The organism is Silanimonas algicola, from assembly GCF_054777375.1.
On record NZ_BAAHAS010000010.1, the window covers coordinates 1 to 530 of the forward strand.

At 62.1% G+C, this 530-nt stretch carries 1 protein-coding gene and 2 tRNA genes; all 3 read left to right on the forward strand.

What is annotated here, in order from left to right:
- The first annotated feature begins 23 nt into the window (after positions 1-23).
- Positions 24-99, forward strand: a tRNA-Gly gene (locus tag ACYVAK_RS14680).
- Between the two features lie 55 nt (positions 100-154).
- Positions 155-244, forward strand: a tRNA-Leu gene (locus ACYVAK_RS14685).
- A 74-nt stretch (positions 245-318) separates the two neighbouring features.
- Positions 319-530: DUF6806 family protein (locus ACYVAK_RS14690; protein ID WP_461062330.1), on the forward strand; the 212-nt coding region annotated here is incomplete at its 3' end.

Consider the following 530-nt stretch of genomic DNA (forward strand, 5'->3'; position numbering starts at 1 on the left):
TACGCGCCTCCAAGAAAGTCGATGCGGGAGTAGCTCAGTTGGTAGAGCGCAACCTTGCCAAGGTTGAGGTCGCGAGTTCGAGCCTCGTCTCCCGCTCCATATTCAAGGGAAGCCTACGGGCTTCCCTTTTTGCTTCTGTACAGTGGCCCCATGTGCCTCGATGGTGAAATCGGTAGACACAGCGGACTTAAAATCCGCCGCCCTTGAACAAGGCGTGCCGGTTCGATTCCGGCTCGAGGCACCAGACGCGGCCGGCCGGTCCGCGACCGCAGAACTAAACCTCGGCCGGGAAGGTCCACAATAGGGCCGGAGAGCACCATGTCCCAATACGATGCCCCCTTCGAAATCCACGTGCACGGCGACGTGCCGCTGCGCACGGGCGTGACGTACGCCCAGTTGCAGGAGGCGCTGAAACCCCTGTGGACCTATGCCGGCGCCAAGTCGCTGGCCGACGGCGCCGAAAGCGCCTATGAAGAAGAGCCGGGCATCAAGTTCGACGCCCAGGAACGCCTGCTCACCATGTGCTGGAC